At 67.5% G+C, this 15,007-nt stretch carries 13 protein-coding genes and 1 pseudogene; 6 read left to right on the top strand and 8 right to left on the bottom strand.

The window, feature by feature from the left end; translation table 11 throughout:
• Positions 1-2,171, bottom strand: a 2,171-nt coding sequence (locus NS6_RS31425; RefSeq protein ID WP_218024290.1) for a hypothetical protein, incomplete at its 3' end; no start/stop codon positions are given.
• Between the two features lie 502 nt (positions 2,172-2,673).
• Between NS6_RS31425 and NS6_RS31420 the strand changes: the two genes are divergently transcribed.
• Both NS6_RS31420 and NS6_RS31415 read left to right on the top strand, forming a co-directional pair.
• The gene (locus NS6_RS31420) at positions 2,674-3,117 is read left to right on the top strand and encodes a DUF3151 domain-containing protein (protein WP_068049662.1); all 444 of its coding nucleotides are present in this window, start codon (positions 2,674-2,676) and stop codon (positions 3,115-3,117) included.
• A 14-nt stretch (positions 3,118-3,131) separates the two neighbouring features.
• Positions 3,132-4,280, top strand: a complete 1,149-nt coding sequence (locus tag NS6_RS31415; protein ID WP_084471585.1) for an FUSC family protein — start codon at positions 3,132-3,134, stop codon at positions 4,278-4,280.
• 264 nt (positions 4,281-4,544) lie between these two features.
• Here NS6_RS31415 and NS6_RS31410 read toward each other — a convergent pair whose 3' ends face one another.
• Positions 4,545-5,324 (bottom strand): site-2 protease family protein, encoded by a 780-nt coding sequence (locus NS6_RS31410; protein WP_068049620.1) that lies wholly within the window; start codon positions 5,322-5,324, stop codon positions 4,545-4,547.
• 46 nt (positions 5,325-5,370) lie between these two features.
• Positions 5,371-6,030 carry a hypothetical protein gene (locus NS6_RS31405; RefSeq protein ID WP_068049618.1) on the bottom strand — a complete coding sequence of 220 codons (660 nt, stop codon included), beginning with the start codon at positions 6,028-6,030 and terminating at the stop codon, positions 5,371-5,373.
• Between the two features lie 202 nt (positions 6,031-6,232).
• Between NS6_RS31405 and NS6_RS31400 the strand changes: the two genes are divergently transcribed.
• Positions 6,233-7,522, top strand: coding sequence for an adenylosuccinate synthase (locus NS6_RS31400; protein WP_068049617.1), 1,290 nt, complete (start codon positions 6,233-6,235; stop codon positions 7,520-7,522).
• A 157-nt stretch (positions 7,523-7,679) separates the two neighbouring features.
• Here NS6_RS31400 and NS6_RS31395 read toward each other — a convergent pair whose 3' ends face one another.
• Together NS6_RS31395 and fbaA are read right to left on the bottom strand one after the other, a co-directional pair.
• The gene (locus NS6_RS31395) at positions 7,680-8,795 is read right to left on the bottom strand and encodes a BTAD domain-containing putative transcriptional regulator (protein ID WP_068049616.1); all 1,116 of its coding nucleotides are present in this window, start codon (positions 8,793-8,795) and stop codon (positions 7,680-7,682) included.
• A 24-nt stretch (positions 8,796-8,819) separates the two neighbouring features.
• Complete coding sequence (gene fbaA, locus NS6_RS31390) at positions 8,820-9,854, bottom strand: class II fructose-bisphosphate aldolase (protein ID WP_068049659.1); 1,035 nt, start codon at positions 9,852-9,854, stop codon at positions 8,820-8,822.
• Between the two features lie 208 nt (positions 9,855-10,062).
• Here fbaA and NS6_RS31385 point away from each other — a divergent pair, with 208 nt between their 5' ends.
• On the top strand, positions 10,063-10,806 hold the full coding sequence (locus NS6_RS31385; RefSeq protein ID WP_084471595.1) for a DedA family protein: 744 nt from the start codon (positions 10,063-10,065) through the stop codon (positions 10,804-10,806).
• A gap of 30 nt (positions 10,807-10,836) precedes the next feature.
• A pseudogene (locus NS6_RS31380) lies at positions 10,837-11,472 on the top strand (DedA family protein); the annotation flags it as partial.
• A gap of 96 nt (positions 11,473-11,568) precedes the next feature.
• On the opposite strand, the gene NS6_RS31375 reads toward NS6_RS31380, so the two are convergent.
• Positions 11,569-12,657, bottom strand: a complete 1,089-nt coding sequence (locus NS6_RS31375) for a glycoside hydrolase family 76 protein (protein WP_068049657.1) — start codon at positions 12,655-12,657, stop codon at positions 11,569-11,571.
• A gap of 392 nt (positions 12,658-13,049) precedes the next feature.
• Here NS6_RS31375 and NS6_RS31370 point away from each other — a divergent pair, with 392 nt between their 5' ends.
• Positions 13,050-13,826 carry a TrmH family RNA methyltransferase gene (locus NS6_RS31370; protein ID WP_084471583.1) on the top strand — a complete coding sequence of 259 codons (777 nt, stop codon included), beginning with the start codon at positions 13,050-13,052 and terminating at the stop codon, positions 13,824-13,826.
• Between the two features lie 40 nt (positions 13,827-13,866).
• Here the strand turns inward: NS6_RS31370 and NS6_RS31365 are convergent, their stop codons facing one another.
• Both NS6_RS31365 and NS6_RS31360 read right to left on the bottom strand, forming a co-directional pair.
• Entirely contained in the window at positions 13,867-14,181 is a 315-nt protein-coding gene (locus NS6_RS31365; protein ID WP_068049654.1) for a hypothetical protein, read from the bottom strand.
• Between the two features lie 134 nt (positions 14,182-14,315).
• Positions 14,316-15,005: a lysoplasmalogenase gene (locus NS6_RS31360; RefSeq protein WP_068049615.1), complete on the bottom strand. Its 690-nt coding sequence runs from the start codon at positions 15,003-15,005 to the stop codon at positions 14,316-14,318.
• Positions 15,006-15,007: the final 2 nt, after the last annotated feature.

The following is a 15,007-nucleotide window of genomic DNA, read 5'->3' as shown; positions in this document are numbered from 1 at the left end:
CCCGCACGCTGCGGCGCGGGCTGATCGGGCCGGCCCGGCGCCTGCGGCCCGGGCCGTTTCGGACCCGACTGCGGCCGCGGGGTGGCGGGGGGTTTCGACAGCGCCGCCGCCCCCGGCCCGACGCGATCGGTCCGGCCGGGCCCCTGCGGGCCACCGGGTGCCTGGGCCGGCCTGCCGGCCTTGCGCACCTCGTTCATATCGATCCGCGCGGTCGCGTCGGGATCCGGCTTCTGCACGGGCATAGCGACGGTGCGCGCCTCGTCCGGCCGCGGCTGCCGCGGAATCACGACCGTCCGTGCCTCCCCGTTGCCCGGCCCCGGCTCGGACTCGCCGGACGCACCAGGGCGATCCTCCGCTTCCGAATCACCGGTGCCGGCCTCGTCGGACCCCGCCCGGCCGGCCTCGCTGCCTTCCGCTGCGGCGCCGGCTTCCGACCCGCCCGCAACTACATCGCCGGACGCCACCTGCCGGTCGTCCGCCTGTTCCTCGGTATGGAGCGCCTCAGCGGTACCCGCTTCCGATACGACGGAACCGGTCGCAGGAGCCGACGGCGCGTCCTGCTTGCCACCCGCATCCGGGGCAGGGCCCGCATCGCCGGACTGCGTAGCGGCATCCGTATCTGTCCGCCCGGAGCTACTCCCGTCGACCGGCTGTGCCGCACCGGCCTTTCCGGCGACCGGCGCCCCGGAACCCTCCGCACTATCCGCCCGGACCCCGGCATTTTTACCCGACTCCGCAGCTTCCACCTGCTCCGCGTCTTGTTTGCCGCCGGTCTGTTCCGGCGAACTCCCGGCGCCTCCGGGCGCGGCCTCGGTAGCCCCTTCCGATTCGCCTGAACTGTCCCCTTCGGCCGACCGGGCCGCATCTTCCCCGCCGCCGGGCTGCCCCGCGGGACCGCCTTCGCTACCGGGCGCGACCCCGGAAACGGCTCCGGATTCCCCGGTACCCGCCCCCGCGACTGTTTCCGGCGTTCCGGAGTCGTCCCCGGTTTCCGGCTGCACCGGATCTGCGCTGCCATCGGCCTGCCCCGCAGTACCGGGCGTAGTCGCGGAGTTTGTCACCGATTCCCCGGAACCACCGACGAGCGACCGGCCATCCCCGGCAGCGGCGGCATCGCCGGCGGCTTCACCGTCTACGGCGACATCCCCAGTAGCTTCCCCCTCTGCGCCGGCATCCCCAGTAGCTTCCCCCTCTGCGCCGGCATCCCCAGCAGCTTCACCCTCTGCGGCTTCACCATCTGCGGCGGCATTCCCAGCGGCGGACGTCGCCGCGACGCTCGCCGCCACTGCGGCGCCACCAACCGCGGCTGCGGCACCACCGGAGGCAGTCGCCTTCTTCGAGGCTTCGGTCGGTTCTGCCGTTTCGGAATCGGCCCCGGAGTCCGCGGCGTCGGCCGCCGCGGCAGTGGACCCGGCTGGTCCGTCAACCGCGCTGCCGGACTCATCGGCCGACCCGGCCGAAACGGCCGATCCACCAACCGGTTCACCGGCCAGAACCTGCGGATCGTCCGTTTCCTTCTCAGCAGCCGATTTCGGATCCCCCCGGCCTGCGGTACCCGGGGCACCAGCAGCCCGGTCGGTGCCCTTGGCTGTCGAATCATTCGACCGGGCCTGCCCCGGCTCGGCGGCATCGGAGGCCGAATCCGCGGCAGCTTCGGTCGTACCGGCCGGGCGGCCGGAGCCCGCGCGCCCGTCGGCGTCCTTCGCAGCGGCTTCCGGTGGTCCGCCGGCCGCTCGTTCTGCTTCTGCTTGTGCGGTACCGGTGGCCGATTCGCCGGACGCCTCCGGCGCGGCAGCATTCGCAGATTTCGCGGTGCCGGACGCCGTCGGTGTCTCGCCGGCAGGCGTGCCCGCGGCTGCTGGAACAGCGCTTTCGGTTTCTGCGGAAGCCTCCGTATCGGATGGATCCTCGGAAGCGTTCGGTGCGCCCGGCTCTGCCGAGTCGGCGGCTGCACCGTCTTCGGCCGGCCGATCGGCACCCTCCGGCCGACGATCTGCCTGTTCAGGGGTCTTGGCACCGGTCGGAGCGGCTTCTGCCTCGGACCGCTCGTCCGGCTCGGTCGTCGAATCCGAAGCGTCCTCGGCGGAGTCACTCCCCGCCGGCCTGCCGCTCGAATCCTTCTTCCCGCCCGCCGGCTCGGCACTGCTCTCCTCGGCCGAACCCGAATTCACCGCGGAAACATCTGCCCGCCCGGGCTTTTCATCCGACACGTCGGCGCCCCGCTTCGGTCCCGGTTCATCGCCTTCCGTGGACGCCGGAGATCCACTGCGGGCTCCGGCAGCTCGCTCCGCGGAAGAGGTCCGGATGGCCTGCGTCTCGGCGTCACCTTCCGATGCCACGTCCGCAGCTTCGGCGGTGTCGGAACCGCACGCCGACGCCCGCGGAATGGCCTCGGTGGGGGCGTTGCTCTCCCCAGGGGCGGGGTCGGCACCGCTTCCTCGACCGAGCGTCCGGCGGATCCGGGAGGTCACCGCGCCGGCTGCCTGCGACAGCTGTGTTCCGGTGTCCGTTGTGTCCGGCGGCGCGGTGGGCGAGCCGGGTCCGGATTCGGAGCGCGTCGGTTTCTCGTCGTCGGTCGGGTGCGGCACCTGTACCCCTCGTTGCTGGCAAACAAAATGTGACGTAGAAGGCCAGCCTATCGAGCATTCCCGGCGGCCGTGCACAATGAACCGCATGACCTCGTTCGGTGATCTGCTCGGACCGCAACCTGTACTCCTTCCTGAACTGCATGCGGCGGAAGACGCGCTCGACGCGGGCACCGACCCGGTGCAAGTGGCCGCCGAAAATCCGGCCGCTTCGATCGCCTGGGCGGCGCTGGCCGAGGCCGCCCTGGATCGTGCCGCGGACGCCGCGGAACCGATCAACCACGATGTTGTCGCCGCCTACGCATTCGCCCGTACCGGCTACCACCGCGGATTGGATCTGCTGCGCCGCAACGGCTGGAAGGGTTTCGGCCCGGTGCCGTGGGAGCACGAACCCAACCGTGGTTTCCTGCGCAGCGTGGGAGCGCTGGCGAAGGCGGCGCAGGCCGTCGGCGAAACCGACGAGTACGCCCGCTGCCTGGACCTGCTCGAGGATTGTGATCCGCGGGCGGCCGGGGCACTCGGTCTGGATTGAACGCATCCGCGCCCGTGAGCGACCCGACCTCTCGAGTATCCCGAGCCCGGGACCGGGGCACCAAGCGCCTTCAGCGTTCCTGGACCCGGCTGCGCCTGTCGGCGCTTCCGATTCTGCAGTGCTCGCTGGCCGCGGCCTTGGCCTGGTTCCTGGCCAAGGATGTGGTCGGCCATCCACTGCCCTTCTTCGCACCCACGGCCGCCATCGTCTCGATCGGCACCGCCCTCGGGGCACGGTTGCGGCGTTCACTCGAGCTCGTCGTAGGGGTGGCCCTCGGGATCGGCGTCGGCGATCTGTTCATTTCCCAGGTCGGGACCGGGGTGTGGCAGATCGCACTGGTGGTGGCCGCGGCCATGGCGCTGGCGATCTTCCTGGACGGCGGGCCCATCATCGGTATCCAGGCGTCCGGTTCGGCGGTACTGGTGGCGACTTTGATGCCGCCGGAATCGGGGGCCGGCCTGTCCCGGATGGTCGACGCCTTGATCGGCGGCCTGGTGGGGGTAGTGGTTGTCGCCGCACTACCGCTTCATCCGGTGCGCCGGGCCCGGGAGCAGGCGGCGGCAATTCTCGGCGTGATGGGCAAATCGCTCGCCGATTGCGGGCAGGGTCTGCTGGAACAGGATCCGAGCAAGATCCGCGATGCGCTCACCGCGGTCCGCGCCACCCAGCAGCAATTGGATTCGCTGCGCAAATCGCTGGAGGGCGGGCGTGAGGTGATCCGTCTCTCGCCGCTCTACTGGAATTCCCGGGACCGGCTGGAGCGATTACGCGCGGCGGCCGATCCGCTCGACAACGCGGTCCGCAACACCCGCGTACTGCTGCGGCGTTCGCTGACCTTGGTGCGTGACGACGAAATCCTCAATCCGGGGCTGATCGACGAGGTGGAGCGGCTGGCGGAGGCGGTCGATGTGGTCCGGCGCATGGTGCTGGCCGATCGCGGCGAACAACCCGACCGGGCCGAAGCAGCCCGCGCCCTGCGGTCGGTGGCCAAACAGGCTCGGCCGGAACTGGTCGCAGGTTCGGGTTTGTCGTCGCATGTGGTTTTCGCGCAGATTCGATCCACCCTGGTGGATCTCATGCAGGTCTGCGGGGTGCAGCGGATTTCGGCGATGGCCCTGCTGCCGCCGACCGTGCCCAACCCATATGTCACGCCCCAGAATTGAGTGCGGTGCCGCTACGCGGATCGGCCGCGCGCACGCGCCGGTTTTCCGCGTAGTGGACTACCCGTTACCGTTCGCAGGGTCGTGAACTAATGTGAAACATGGCCGAATCGGTTATGCCGGTACGGTCGGGACCCCACCCACACGCCGCGTTGCCGACGGACGGCGCTGCCGCGCGCCGCACGTTCGGATACCCGGACGCAGGCCGGGCGGGGTATCCGGGCCCGTCCGGCCGGAGCCGCGCCGGGCGGGCCCAGCTTATCCGGGCTACGCCCAGAACCGGGTCAGATATCCGCCGTACCGGGACCACTGTTCCGAAACCCCGGAAAAGTCGTACAGGGCGTACACGGCGTCGAAGAACACCTCGTTGATCGCGGGAGTGAACAACAGGGCGAACAGGATGAGCATGCCGAACGGTTTGAACTGATCCAGCCCGCGCCGGGTCCGGTAGCTCAGCGACGGTTCCACAATCCCGTATCCGTCGAGACCGGGTATCGGCAGCAGATTCAGCAGCGTCGCCGTCACCTGGAGAAACGCCAGAAAGCTCAGTCCGAACCAGAACGCCGGATTGTCCTGCGCGCTGCCGAACAGTCGCACGATCAGCAGCAACACCAGCGCGCACAGCGCATTCACCGCCGGACCCGCGGCGCTGATCAGCCGCTGGGTCCGCGGCGGCACCTGATGGGCGTGGATGTACACGGCTCCGCCGGGCAGCCCGATACCGCCGAGCGCGATGAACACCATCGGCAGCACGATCGACAGCAGCGGATGACTGTATTTGAGCGGGTTCAACGTCAGATACCCGCGCAGCTCGACCTCACGGTCCCCGGCGCGCCACGCGAGATATGCGTGGGCGAATTCGTGCAAACACAAGCTCACCACCCAGCCGAAGACGACCAGGACGAAAACCCCGGCCTTCGCCCAGGCCGAATCCAGTTCCGCGTTCCAGGCGAGCACACCGCCGGCCACCGCCAGCAGCACCACCAGCAGGAAGACCGGGCTGGGCCGGACCGCACCCCGGCGCAGCGCCGTGACACCGCCGCTCACAGTTGCACCGCGGTCGATGCCGGAGCCACTGCCGGACGGTCGCCGTTCATCGGACCAGCAACCAGGACTCATGGTGGCGGTAGAAACTCGCCCGCGGCACCGTCCGGTCGCTCTGCACACCGTCGCGGTTGATCACGGCAGCGGGAGTACCGAGCTGGGCGGCGCGTCCTGCGGTCCAGCGCGGGCGCCGGAAACGGCGCGGCACACCGGCCCGGACGCCGGGCAGTTCCAGGGTCGGGGTCACGAACATCGCCCGGACCTCGCCGGAGAACAGCTGTGTCTCGTCCACGTAGGCCTCACCGGTGAGCGGCGTCCCGTTCACACCGGTGATCTCGGCCCGGCCCACCAGTACTGTGCCGGTGTCGTCACGGATCAGCGGCACCTCTTCGGGTGTGCCCTCCAGCGCGCGGCGCGCCGCGGCGCTCCCGGTATCGAGTTGATAGGCCCGCGCCGCACAGGTGTGATCCGGCGGCACATAGCCCACCTCAACGTGCAGACGCTCGGTCCGCATCAGATGGGTGAGGACAGCCGCCAGTGCGGCATCGTCACCGAGCACGATCAGCCGCGGCAGGCTATCCGCTGCCAGCACCGGCAACAGCTCGTCGATCAGAGTGGTATCGGGAACAGCCGCGGTTTGGCTGGTGGGCTGGGCGGCGAGCGCAATGGGTACCGGAGCATCGGCACAGCGGAGAACATGGGTACTCAAACGCCCAACACCCTCCTCGGACCGGTCACCCACGAGTGTAGAGGGTGCGCCGCGCCGACTCGCACAACGGGCCTGGTACAGCGGCCGTTCCCGGTGTCCTCCGGTGCCTCGAGTAGACTGTGCTCCCGGCTTCCTCCCCGTTACGGCAGGTAAGCCGCAACACGAAGTGCGTGTTGCGCGTCGACCCGTAGGAGACACGACCATGCCGGCAATCGTCCTCATCGGCGCCCAGTGGGGCGACGAGGGCAAGGGCAAAGCCACCGATCTACTCGGCGGCCGCGTGCAGTGGGTAGTGCGGTACCAGGGCGGCAACAACGCCGGCCATACCGTGGTGCTGCCCAACGGGGACAACTTCGCACTGCACCTCATTCCCTCCGGAATCCTGACACCCGGCGTCCGCAACGTCATCGGCAACGGCGTCGTGGTCGACCCGGGCGTGCTGCTGGACGAACTCGCGGGTTTGGAGGAGCGCGATGTCGACACCTCGGGCTTGCTGCTCTCCGCCGACGCGCACCTGATCATGCCGTACCACGTGGCCATCGATAAGGTCACCGAGCGGTTCCTCGGCAACAACAAGATCGGCACCACCGGCCGCGGTATCGGCCCCTGCTACCAGGACAAAGTTGCGCGGGTCGGCGTGCGCGTGGCCGATGTGCTCGACGAGAAGATCCTCACCCAGAAGGTGGAGGCGGCACTCGAGTTCAAGAACCAGGTGCTGGTGAAGATCTACAACCGCCGCGCACTCGAACCGCAGCAGGTGGTCGACGAGGTGCTGGCGCAGGCGGAGAAATTCGCGCACCGGATCAGCGATACCCGGCTGGAGCTCAACCTGGCGCTCGAACGCGGCGAGACGGTGCTGCTGGAAGGCTCGCAGGGCACACTGCTCGACGTCGACCACGGCACCTACCCCTACGTCACCTCATCCAACCCGACCGCCGGCGGCGCCGCGGTGGGCGCCGGTATCGGACCCAACCAGATCGATACGGTGCTGGGCATCCTCAAGTGCTACACCACCCGCGTGGGTTCCGGCCCGTTCCCGACCGAACTGTTCGACGAATCGGGCGCCTACCTGGCGAAAGCGGGGGGTGAAGTGGGCGTGACCACCGGCCGGGCCCGCCGCTGCGGCTGGTTCGACGCGGTGATCGCCCGCTACGCCACCCGGGTCAACGGCATCACCGACTACTTCCTCACCAAGCTCGACGTACTGTCCAGCCTGGACCGGGTTCCGATCTGTGTGGCCTACGAGGTGGACGGCGAGCGGGTCGAGCAGATGCCGACCACCCAGACCGGTTTCCACCACGCCAAACCGATCTTCGAGGAGATGCCGGGTTGGTGGGAGGACATCTCCGGGGCCCGCACCTTCGAGGAGCTGCCCGCCAACGCGCAGGCCTATGTGCATCGGCTCGAGGAACTCTCCGGGGCCCGCATCTCCTGCATCGGCGTGGGGCCGGGTCGCGAGCAGACCATCGTCCGCCACGACGTCCTGGGTTAGAGGCCGGGCGCCGGAGTGGACCGAGGGACACGGTGGGCGGCGAGATGCAGAGGTTCGTCGGTCTATGGCCGAGTCGCTCGCTACGGCGGTAAGGCGCACCGGCCGACCCTCACCCCGGCGGGTGGTGGGGTACTCGGCCGGGAGGCGCCCGGGTTGTTCAGCGTGCGGCTTGGAAAGCCAGGACAGTCGTTCCGATGCGGATGGCGTCGCCGTCGGCGAGCAACGCGGTATCTATCGGCTGCTCGTTGACATAGACCCCGTTCGCCGAATCCAGGTCTTCGATCAGTAGCCCGGCCCGCCCCAGTTTGATCTGGGCGTGATAGCGGCTGGCTTTCGGGTCGTCGAGGATCAGATCGTTATCGGTCATCCGGCCGATCTTGAAACCGCCGTGTGCGACCAGCACCAGCCGTCCGTCCGGCAGCAGCAGCTGTCCGCTTCGTACCGAGCGGGGCACCTCGGTGACAGTATCGGTCATCGCGGCGGCCATTCGCTCTGCGGTTTTGAACTCCACGGTGCTCAGCGGCTCCTGCCGCAGCACCCGGCGCTCCAGTTCGACCAGGGCGGGCCCGGGGTCGATTCCGAGTTCCTCGGCCAGAACCGAACGCACCCGCCGGCATGCTTCGAGCGCGTCGGCATGCCGTTCGGAGAGATAGAGCGCGGTGATGAGCTGCCCCCACAGCGGTTCACGCAGCGGATGCTCATTGGTCAGTGCGACCAGTTCGCCGATCGTCGCGGCGGCGCGTCCGCACGCTATCTCCGCGTCGAAGCGCGCCGAAACCGCCAGCAGCCGTTCCTCTTCCATCGCGGTGGCGAAACTGTCCGCGAATGCCAGACCACCCAGATCCGAAAGCGCGCGGCCGTTCCACTCCCGCAGTGCGGTGGTGAACAACCGCGACGCCGACGCATGATCGCCGGCGCCCGCGGCACGATTACCCGCGTCGCGGGCCGCCTCGAACCGGCCGAGATCGCAGGCGTCGTCCGCGATCTCGAGCCGGTACCCGGCGGATTCCGTGCGTAACACCGCGGCCGGGTCCACCCCCGAATTCCGCAGTGCCTTGCGGATGTTGGAGACGAATACCTGCAGGCTCGCGGCGTAGGCGTCCGGCGGCGACTCGTTCCAGACCATATCGGCCAGGGTCGCCGAGGCCACGGCACGCCGCCGGTTGACCGCGAGCGCGGCCAGCAACGCTCGCGGTTTGGGCCCGCCGACGGCGACCGGCTCGTCGCCGACCGATAGCCGGACGGGCCCCAGCACGTGGAGATCCAGCGTCATCTCGCAGTGGGCGCGAAGGCGCGATCAGGCACTGATCGAACGTCCCGCGGAGTGCAGGTCTTCACAGGCCTGCACCACTCGGGCCGCCATCGAGAGCTCGGCCTTCTTCAGGTAGCTACGCGGGTCGTAGGTCTTCTTGTTGCCCACCTCGCCGTCGATCTTCAGCACACCGTCGTAGTTGCTGAACATATGGGCGGCGATGGGCCGGGTGAAGGCGTACTGGGTATCGGTATCGACGTTCATCTTCACCACGCCGTAGCGCAGCGAATCGTCGATCTCGGATTTCAGCGAGCCGGAGCCCCCGTGGAAGACGAAATCGAAGGGCTGCGCGTCGGCACCCAGGCCCAGTTTCGCCGCGGCGACCTTCTGGCCCTCGGCCAGCACCTCGGGCTTGAGCACCACATTGCCGGGTTTGTAGACGCCGTGCACATTGCCGAAGGTGGCGGCGAGCAGGTATTTACCCTTCTCACCGGTACCGATCGCATCGATGGTCTTCTCGAAATCGGCGGGCGAGGTGTAGAGCTTGTCGTTGATCTCGGCCTCGACACCGTCCTCTTCACCGCCGACGACACCGATCTCGACCTCGAGAATGATCCTCGCGGCGGTCGCGGCCGCCAGCAGCTCCTGAGCGATGGCCAGATTCTCGTCGATCGGAATCGCCGAACCGTCCCACATATGCGACTGGAACAGCGGATTCTTACCTGCGTTCACCCGCTCCTGGGAGATGGCCAGCAGCGGGCGGACGAAACCGTCCAGCTTGTCCTTGGGACAGTGATCGGTGTGCAGCGCGATGGTGACGCCGTACTTCTCGGCCACCACATGCGCGAATTCGGCCAGCGCGACAGCACCGGTGACCATATCCTTCACACCCTGGCCGGAACCGAATTCCGCACCACCAGTGGAGAATTGGATGATCCCGTCACTGCCCGCCTCGGCGAAGCCCTTGATCGCCGCGTTGATCGTCTCCGACGATGTGCAGTTGATGGCCGGGAAGGCGAAGGAGTTCGCCTTGGCCTGACCGAGCATTTCGGCGTAGACCTCCGGAGTCGCGATCGGCACTGTGAAGACCTCCGTGTAGTGCGGCAGACAGGATTGTCTGTTTCTGCACATACCCTAAGGCAGACGGATTCCATCCGGTATAAGGGGATTGTTTGCGCTGCTGCACCCTGCGGGCCCGGCGGTAACCGGTACTGTGGGCCGGGTGATTGCGCTGGCAGCTACCGACGCGGTGACGAGCAATCTGGCTCTGTCCGAACTGCTCGACCCGATGCACCTGTTGACCGAAACCTGGCTGAAGAACGCGGTGCTACCGGCGATCCTGGTAATCGTCTTCATCGAAACGGGACTGCTGTTCCCGCTGCTGCCCGGTGATTCGCTGCTTTTCACCGGTGGTCTGCTGGCGGCGCAGGAGAACCCCCCGGTTTCGATCTGGGTTCTGCTTCCCGCGGTTACCTTCATCGCTTTCGCCGGCGATCAATGTGGTTACTGGATCGGCCGCGCGATCGGTCCGGCACTGTTCAGCAAAGAGGACACGCGCTTCTTCAAGAAGAGCTATGTGACCGAAACGCACGAATTCTTCGAGAAGCACGGCCCCAAAACGATCATCATCGCCCGATTCGTCCCGATCGTCCGGACCTTCATGCCCGTCCTCGCCGGGGTGTCGAAGATGAACTACCAGCGCTATGTCGCCTTCGATATCGTCGGCGCTGTCGCCTGGGGCGGCGGCGTGACCATACTCGGCTATTTCCTGGGAAATGTGGCCTTCATCCGCGACCACGTCGAAGGGATCTTCCTGCTCATCGTGTTCGTCTCGATCCTGCCGGGTATCAGCGCGGTGGCCAAGAAGCTGATGAACCGCAAGGCCGAGGGGGCGCCGGTCGCCGACCACAACCTGGTCTCCACCGCCGAAATGCCGGCCGTGGATACGGCGAGCCCGGTCATCAGCACCATGCCCCTGCCGGTTGTGCCGAACCATGCGACGGCCGCCACAAACGAGATCCCTGTCCGGTAAGTGGTGTCCGTCTCGGCCGAGCCCTACGCGATGGGCAGTTTCGATCCACTGATTTCCGCCGGTCCGGCGCTGGTCTGGATAGTGGTCCTGACCTTCGTATTCCTGGAATGCGCTTTCATACTCGGGCTTTTCCTGCCCGGTGATTCGATGCTGCTGACAGCCGGAATAGTGATGGCCTCGCATACGACCGGGGAAAGCCAGGTGTGGATACTCTCGGTGGGCGCGATGCTCGCCGCGATCGCCGGTAACCAGGTCGGCTATGTCGTCGGGCGCCGGACCGGGCACAAACTCGTCGCCCGTAAGAACGGGCGCTATATCAACACCGAGAACCTGACCAGAGTGGCGGACCTGCTGCACCGGCACGGATTCTTCGCGGTGCTCGTCGCCCGCTGGATCCCGTGGGTGCGCACGCTGTGCCCGATGGTGGCGGGCGCCGCGGGTATGGACCATCGCCGCTACACCATCGCCAGTACCATCGGCGCGATCATCTGGGCGCCGGTCCTGCTGTTGATGGGTTATTACGCCGGTAATTTCATTCTGCAGTTCTCCTGGCTCATGCCCATCGTGACCGGTTCGCTGGTGGTGTTCCTGGTTGTGGGCACCGTAATCGGCATCCGGCAGTACCGCCACGAAATGGCGCAGCCCGTGGAGGATTTCGAGGTCGATTCGGCCACCGCCGACACCACACCACTCCCAGCCGTGAGCGGCGGGGAATGCAACCCGAAGCCGCGCTCGTACGGCACCGGTGCCGCACGCTGGGAGCTACAGCCCCGCCGCGGTGACCATATGAGCAGCCTCCATGAGCATCCAACCCGAGAGCTGCACCGATAGGTCGCGTTCGGGGACCCGGGACGAGGTCACCGCACCGTTCGAGTTGAGGCCACCGGCGCCTGAGGTCCCACCCGGCAATTCGGCCGAACGGGTCCAGTCGTGCCCGAACAATGGTTCGCCCTCCACGTCGAGCCGGTTGGCCCAGGCCGCGGCCGCGGACTGCTCGACAATACGGGCGGCGATGCGCCGATCGGCGAGTTGTTCGTGTTCGGAACCGGGCAACATGAGCGCGACCAGGGCGAGGTAGCGGACGAGGATAGCGTTGAACAATCCCCCGTCGCCGCCGGAACCACCCCGGATCACACCGTCGGTCGTGAGGTTGACCTCGACGGCGTCGAGGAGCCGGTGCACACGGTCGAGGTGCACCGGATCACCGGTGTGTATCGCCAGCTCGGTTTCCAACCCGAGTACGACGCCCTGACAGTAGGTGTAGATCGTCTTCTCGAGCGCGCCGGACGGGAGATGGATACCGTCGAAGATCAGGCCGGTCTCCGGATCGCGCAGCGTGAGATCGATCCATTCGGCCATTTCGGCGGCCCGCTCGTAGCGCCCCAACCGGGACAGCGCTATACCGGCCGGGCCGTTGGCCGGGGCATTGTAGAAATCGTCCCCGACCCGCCACGGAATCCCGCCACCCCGCGCAGGGTCCCAGGCACCGAACAATTTCTGTTCCAGCGGGCCCAGACCTCCGCGAGCTTCGTCGTTGTCTTGCACCCGGGCCGCTCGCTCCAGGGCAATAGCGAGCCAGGCCATATCGTCGTAGTAGCGATTGGTCCAGCCGGTGATATTGCGCATTCGATGTGACCGCACCAGTGCATTGATCCGTTTGCGCCGTTCGATCGTCGGCGCCCGGTTGGCGGCGTCGACCGTGCAATCGATGAGATGGGCCTGCCACCAATAGTGCCAGGTCAGGAAGAAACGTTCCCGCCGGACGGAAGGCCAGCCCACCACGCCGAGCGCGGTACCGGGCAGCAACCACACCGCCTGGATATGCCGCGACACGATGGCGGCCTCGGCCATATCGGCACGGTCGGACCAGAGTGACGCGGGGTTGCCCTGCGGCCTACGCTGTTGCCCGGACGCGCGCCGGGGAACGTCGAGATCGTCGCTGGGCGAGGTCATATATCCATATTGCCAGGAAAAACGGAATTCTCGCCGCTCAATTGTTACCGAGTCGAGGCGGAACCGTTCGATTCACCGGCGTTTGCGTCGGGTCCGAGGTGAATTGCTGCCGGACAGGGCGCGGAGCAATGTCCACCGGCTATGTCAATACGGGTTAACAAAAGGGCGGCCGTCCGCGCGTGCCCTCGCCCCGAGAAGGCAAGCCGGCAGTAAATCGAATCAGCACAGGCAATTTCGGCCGGACCAGGCCGAACAGCGGCCCGCCCACCGCACCGAACTACGATCGTGCCGTGACGAACGCAGCGCCATCGGCCGGCCCCGACCCCGACCATCGCCCGACCGAGGCCACCGCGGCGGTCGCACCGAATCCGGACGCAGGGCGCGACGACGATGCGACAGCCCAACCCACCGAGGACGACCCCGGCCCCACCGAATGGGGCGAACACCCGCACGGAGCCGGGCCATGGGCCGAGGAGCACACCGGCCCGCCGCCGGAGGACGAGCGGCTCGATCCGGTACTACTCGCAGAAGGCGATCGCCGCAACGTCGTCGATGCGTATCGATACTGGACCCGAGAGGCGATCGTCGCCGATATCGACCGGCGCCGCCACCCCTTCCATATCGCGATCGAGAATTTCGGGCACGACGCGAATATCGGCACGGTGGTCCGCACTGCCAACGCCTTCGCCGCCGGCGCGGTACATATTGTCGGCCGCCGCCGCTGGAACCGCCGCGGGGCCATGGTCACCGACCGCTACCAGCACATCGTCCACCACTCCGATATCGAGGCGCTGCTGGAGTACACCAACGCCGAGGACCTGAGTGTGGTTGCGGTGGATAATGTGCCGGGCTCGGTGCCGCTGGAAACGGTGCGCCTACCACGGCGGTGCATGCTGCTGTTCGGTCAAGAGGGCCCCGGGGTGAGCGACGGCGCCCGCGATGCCGCGGTGCTCACCGTATCCATCGCCCAGTTCGGGTCCACCCGCAGTATCAACGCGGGGGTAGCTGCGGGTATCGCCATGCACACCTGGATCCGGCAGCACGCCGACCTCACCACCGCCTGGTGAGGATTACCGCCCTGACCTTTCGTGAACCGGGCGACGGATATCAGGCCGAAGCCGCCCCGATGATCGCCAGCACGATGAAGAAGATGATCAGGAGGAGATAGAGGATCAGCACGACCGAAGTGACGATACCGAGTACGTAGCCGATCATCACATTGCTGCGGCCACCGACAGTGCCGCCAGAGGCGTCGATCTCGTTGAGTGCCTTCTTACCCATCACCCACGCGAACGGACCGCTGAGAGCGCAGAACAGACTGACGATCCCGAGGACGAGCACAGTGGTGGTCTGCGGATGGTCCGGCGGCGGCGGACCATATCCGGGATATCCGTACCCGGGCGGCGGCGGGGGGTAACTCATGCGTGGATAGTAACCGCACCGGCCGAAACCGCACGACCGGAAAAACCGCAGGCGGGAGCTCGGTGCCACAGGTGCACGTCCGGATCGGTGCCACAGGTTCGCGTCCGGATCGGTCCCGCGGGTTCGCCTCCGGATCAGTGCCGGGCGTGTGCCTCCGGATCGGCGAGCAGGAACTGGGCACAACCGTAGGTCGCCAGAATTATCCCCTCGATCACACGGCGCGAGCGCTGCCCGCGGGCGAACAACCGCCGCGCCACGATGAGACCGTCGGAAACCGTGAACAACAGGGCGCCCAGACCGAGCCGGCTGCACGGGTCGGCGTCGGGAATATTGACCCCGGCAATATTTTTCGCCCCGGGGGCCAGCGCTGGATCGGAGGCCAGTACCGCCGCACTGCCCAGGGTGAGACCGTAGGCGCTCAACGGCACGGCGAGCACCGGCGCCTTGGTACGCAACAACCCCGCGGCGCCTGCCCAGGCCAGTACCCGCGGTACGACGATATGCGCTCGCGGCCGCGCACCCCGGCGCCACCACAGGGCCGCGTATCCGCTTTGCATCACCGCGAACGACGACGCACCGGCGATCAGCCGACGATCGTCGTCGGGTTCGATGAGCAGCACGTCACCCACGGTCGCGGCGCCGAGCGCACTCAGCAGCAAGGTGCGCTCCGGCGGAGCGATATCCGCTGGACCGGTGGCGATATCGGCCGCCAGCAACGGCATCATCAGCGGCTTCGCCGCCCACTGCAACGATTGCCGGCCGGTCAGCGCACCCGCCACAGTGACGGCCGTTGCGGCCAGGTATCCCGCACGGAACGGCCGCATCA

The sequence above is a fragment of the Nocardia speluncae NBRC 108251 genome, assembly GCF_001613245.1.
Lineage (GTDB): Bacteria > Actinomycetota > Actinomycetes > Mycobacteriales > Mycobacteriaceae > Nocardia > Nocardia speluncae.
This window is presented reverse-complemented; position numbering and strand designations above follow the sequence as displayed.

Excerpts from the sequence above, each read along its gene's own strand:
- NS6_RS31365 (WP_068049654.1), bottom strand. The coding sequence starts at position 14,181 with ATGAGTTACCCCCCGCCGCCGCCCGGGTACGGATATCCCGGATATGGT.
- NS6_RS31385 (WP_084471595.1), top strand. The coding sequence starts at position 10,063 with ATGCACCTGTTGACCGAAACCTGGCTGAAGAACGCGGTGCTACCGGCG.
- NS6_RS31395 (WP_068049616.1), bottom strand. The coding sequence starts at position 8,795 with ATGACGCTGGATCTCCACGTGCTGGGGCCCGTCCGGCTATCGGTCGGC.
- NS6_RS31420 (WP_068049662.1), top strand. The coding sequence starts at position 2,674 with ATGACCTCGTTCGGTGATCTGCTCGGACCGCAACCTGTACTCCTTCCT.
- NS6_RS31400 (WP_068049617.1), top strand. The coding sequence starts at position 6,233 with ATGCCGGCAATCGTCCTCATCGGCGCCCAGTGGGGCGACGAGGGCAAG.
- NS6_RS31360 (WP_068049615.1), bottom strand. The coding sequence starts at position 15,005 with ATGCGGCCGTTCCGTGCGGGATACCTGGCCGCAACGGCCGTCACTGTG.
- NS6_RS31375 (WP_068049657.1), bottom strand. The coding sequence starts at position 12,657 with ATGGCCGAGGCCGCCATCGTGTCGCGGCATATCCAGGCGGTGTGGTTG.